This window comes from Ruegeria sp. HKCCA5426, assembly GCF_013034585.1.
Lineage (GTDB): Bacteria > Pseudomonadota > Alphaproteobacteria > Rhodobacterales > Rhodobacteraceae > Ruegeria.
Genome location: NZ_WQGH01000029.1, coordinates 1 through 3,789, shown reverse-complemented (window position 1 = coordinate 3,789; position 3,789 = coordinate 1). Strand labels below are relative to the sequence as shown.

Sequence of the window (3,789 nt, the reverse complement as noted above, 5' to 3'; positions counted from 1 at the left end):
TAACCAAGGCCCTTTGTTTCCGGGCCTTGGTTTATTGGTGTGTTACGAGCAGGCGTTGATTGCGCGTTTAGTCATGACGCTGACGAGGTGGGCGCGGTAGTCCTTGCTGCCGTGCAGGTCGCCGATCATGTTTGCGGGGTTGATGCTCAGGCCGGTCAGGGCGTCGGGGCGGAACTCGGTGTTGAGCGCTTGTTCAGCCTCGGACCAACGGAACACGCCATCCTCGCTGGCGCCGGTGACAGCCACGCGCACGCCATCTGCGAACCGCGCCAGATAGACGCCGACCAACGCAAAGCGCGACGCAGGTTGCAGGAACTTCTGATAGCTCGCAGCCTGCGGCACGGGAAAGCGGATCTGGGTGATGATCTCGCCCTCGTCCAACGCCGTTGTGAACATGCCCTGAAAAAAGTCATCCGCCGCGATCTGCCGCGCGTTGGTCACAATGGTCGCGCCCGATCCCAGCACGCCCGCCGGATAACAGGCCGCCGGATCATTGTTGGCCACCGAGCCACCAATGGTGCCGCGATTGCGCACCGCCGGATCACCGATTTGCCCGGCCAAAGCCGCCAGCCCAGGATAGGACCCCGCCGCCTCGCGCGCCACCACCGCATGGGGCGTGGCCCCACCGATCGAGACCGAGCCGTCATCCTCGACGCACACGCCCTGCATCTCGGCAATCCCACCCAGCGATACCAGCGCCGAAGGGGCCGCCAACCGCTGCTTCAGCGTCGGGATCAGCGTCTGCCCCCCGCCCAACGCCTGTGCGTCCTCGGCCCCCAATGCGGCAACCGCATCGGCAATGGTCGAAGGCTTCTCAAACTCGAAACTGTACATTTCGCATTTCCTTTCCGAAGAACACGGATCCGTTCTTCATCTGGCTATAAATATCCCGGGGAGCGCGAGGGGCTGGCCCCTCGCACCCCAACCTCTCAACTGTTCATCGCCGCCCAGACGCGCGACGGGCTCACCGGCATGTCGATGTGATCGACAGCCTTGCCACCCGAATGCATCGCATCCAGAACCGCATTGACCACAGCGGGGGGCGAGCCGATGGCCCCGGCCTCACCACAGCCCTTCACACCCAGCGGGTTATGCGTACACGGCGTCTGGCTGGAATGATCCACGCCATAGAAAGGCACGTCATCGGCCCGCGGCATGGCGTAGTCCATATAGGACGCACTCAGCAGTTGGCCATTCTCGTCATAGGCGCAGTTCTCCAGCAGCGCCTGACCGATGCCCTGACCGATACCGCCATGCACCTGGCCATCCACGATCATCGGGTTGACGATGTTGCCAAAGTCATCGGCCGCGGTGAACGCCTCGATGGTGACCTTGCCGGTCTCAGGGTCCAGCTCGACCTCGCAGGCATAGGCGCCCGAGGGGAAGGTAAAGTTGGCCGGGTCGTAAAACGCGGTCTCCTCCAGCCCCGGCTCGACTTCCAGCGGGTAGTTATGCGGTACATAAGCCGTCAGGGTCACATCGCCCCAGGCCACCGACTTGTCGGTGCCTGCCACGCTGAACTGACCGTCCTTCAGCTCGATATCCGCCTCGGACGCCTCCAGCAGGTGGGCTGCGATCTTCTTGGCCTTGTCGATCACCTTCTCGGTGGCCTTGACCATGGCCGAGCCACAGACCGCAAGGCTGCGCGAGCCATAGGTGCCCATGCCGAACGGGATCTTGGACGTATCGCCATGCACGATCTCGACCATCGACTCGTCGATGCCGATCATGTCGGCCACAACCTGCGGGAAGGCAGTCTCATGCCCTTGCCCGTGGCTGTGTGCGCCGACCATGACACTGATCGATCCGGTAGCATTCACCCGCACGGTCGCCGCATCATAGAGACCCGCCCGAGCCCCCAGCATCCCCACGATGTTCGAGGGCGCAATGCCGCACGCCTCGATATAGCAGTTGATGCCCAGGCCCCGCAGCTTGCCCTTGGCCTCGCTTTCCGCACGCCGCGCGGCAAAGCCCGCCAGATCGGCGGCAGCCTCAAGCTTGTCCATGGTCCCGTTATAGTCCCCGGTGTCATAGGTCAGAGCGACCGGCGTGTCATAGGGGAACTGGGTGATGAAGTTCTGACGCCGCAGCGCAATCGGATCGACCCCCAGCTCGCGCGCGGCCTTGTCGATCACGCGCTCCAGTTGGTACGTCGCCTCGGGCCGGCCCGCGCCGCGATAGGCATCCACCGGCACCGTGTTGGTAAAGGTCGCCTTGACGTTCACCTGAATGACCGGCGTGGTGTAATTGCCCGCCGCCAGCGTGCCATGCAGCCATGTGGGTACCGAGCTGGCAAAGGTCGACAGATAAGCCCCCATATTGGCCAGCGTATTGGTGCGCAGCCCGACAAAGTTGTTCTCCGCATCCAGCGCCAGTTCGATCGTGGTCACGTGATCGCGGCCATGGGCATCGGACATGAACGCCTCGGACCGGCTGGCCGACCATTTGACGGGCCGGTTGCAGGCCTTGGCGGCAAAGGTCACAAACGCCTCTTCCGCATAGTGGAAGATCTTGGTGCCAAAGCCACCGCCCACATCCGGGGCCACCACGCGCACCTTATGCTCGGGCAGGCCCAACACAAAGGCACACATCAGCAGCCGGATCACATGCGGGTTCTGCGAAGTGGTATAGAGCGTATAATCCTCGGTCCCGCGGCTGTATTCCGCCACCGCCACGCGCGGCTCCATCGGGTTGGCAACCAGACGGTTGTTCACCAGATCCAGCGTGGTCACATGGGCCGCATTGGCGAACACCTCGTTGACCTTGGCATCGTCGGTCTCGCCCAACTGCCAGTCATAGCAGACATTGTTCTTCAGATCGTCATGGACCAGCGTCGCGCCATCCTGCACCGCCGCCTTCATGTCGATCACGGCAGGCAGTTCCTCGAGGTCGACGTCAATCGCCTCGGCCGCATCGCGGGCCTGGGCCAGGCTGTCGGCCACCACGGCGGCGATGGGATCGCCCACATGGCGCACCTTGCCCTGTGCCAGAATGGGATGCGCCGGTTCCTGCATGGGTGCGCCGTGCTTGTCGGTCACTTCCCAGCCGCAGGGGATGCCGCCCACCCCTTCGAAATCCTTGCCGGTAAACACCTTGACCACACCCGGCATGGCCTCGGCCGCCGAGGTGTCGATGCTGTTGATCTTACCATGCGCGATATCCGAGCGCAGAAAATACACATAGGCCTGTCCGGCCACGTTGATGTCGTCGGTGTAATTGCCTGCTCCGGTCAGAAAGCGCACGTCCTCGCGCCGCTTGGAACTGGCTCCGATGCCACTGTCTTTGGGCATTGCTTGTTCTCCTCCCTCGGGCCGCTTATTCGGCGGCGATGTTGCTCACGTCCTGACCAGATGCGGCCATGATCGCCTTGACGATGTTATGATAGCCCGTGCACCGGCACAGGTTGCCCTCCAGGTAATGCCGGATCTCTCCTTCCGTCGGGCGCGGGTTCTCTTTCAGCAAAGCCGCCGCGCTCATCACCATCCCCGGCGTGCAAAAGCCGCACTGAAGACCGTGATGATCCTGAAACGCCTGCTGAATCACGTTCAACGACCCATCCGCATTGGCCTGACCCTCAATCGTGCCAACATCGGCTCCATCCGCCTCCAAAGCCAACATGTTGCACGACTTCACAGCCTGACCATCCACATGCACAACACACGCACCACATTGCGCCGTGTCACACCCAACATGCGTACCAGTCAAAGACAAATGCTCGCGCAAAAAACCAGACAACAACGTCCGACCCTCAACCTCACCGCTCACAGCTACGCCGTTCACAGTCATCGA

The 3,789-nt window shown here is 62.5% G+C and carries 3 protein-coding genes; all 3 read right to left on the bottom strand.

All coding sequences use genetic code 11. The annotated features are described in order from the left end of the window. Positions 1-42 precede the first annotated feature (42 nt). Positions 43-834, bottom strand: coding sequence for a xanthine dehydrogenase family protein subunit M (locus GOV87_RS20290; RefSeq protein WP_171121282.1), 792 nt, complete (start codon positions 832-834; stop codon positions 43-45). 95 nt (positions 835-929) lie between these two features. After that, on the bottom strand, positions 930-3,290 hold the full coding sequence (locus tag GOV87_RS20285; protein WP_171123165.1) for a xanthine dehydrogenase family protein molybdopterin-binding subunit: 2,361 nt from the start codon (positions 3,288-3,290) through the stop codon (positions 930-932). Between the two features lie 25 nt (positions 3,291-3,315). Then, on the bottom strand, positions 3,316-3,789 hold a 474-nt coding region (locus GOV87_RS20280; RefSeq protein WP_254428862.1), incomplete at its 5' end, for a (2Fe-2S)-binding protein.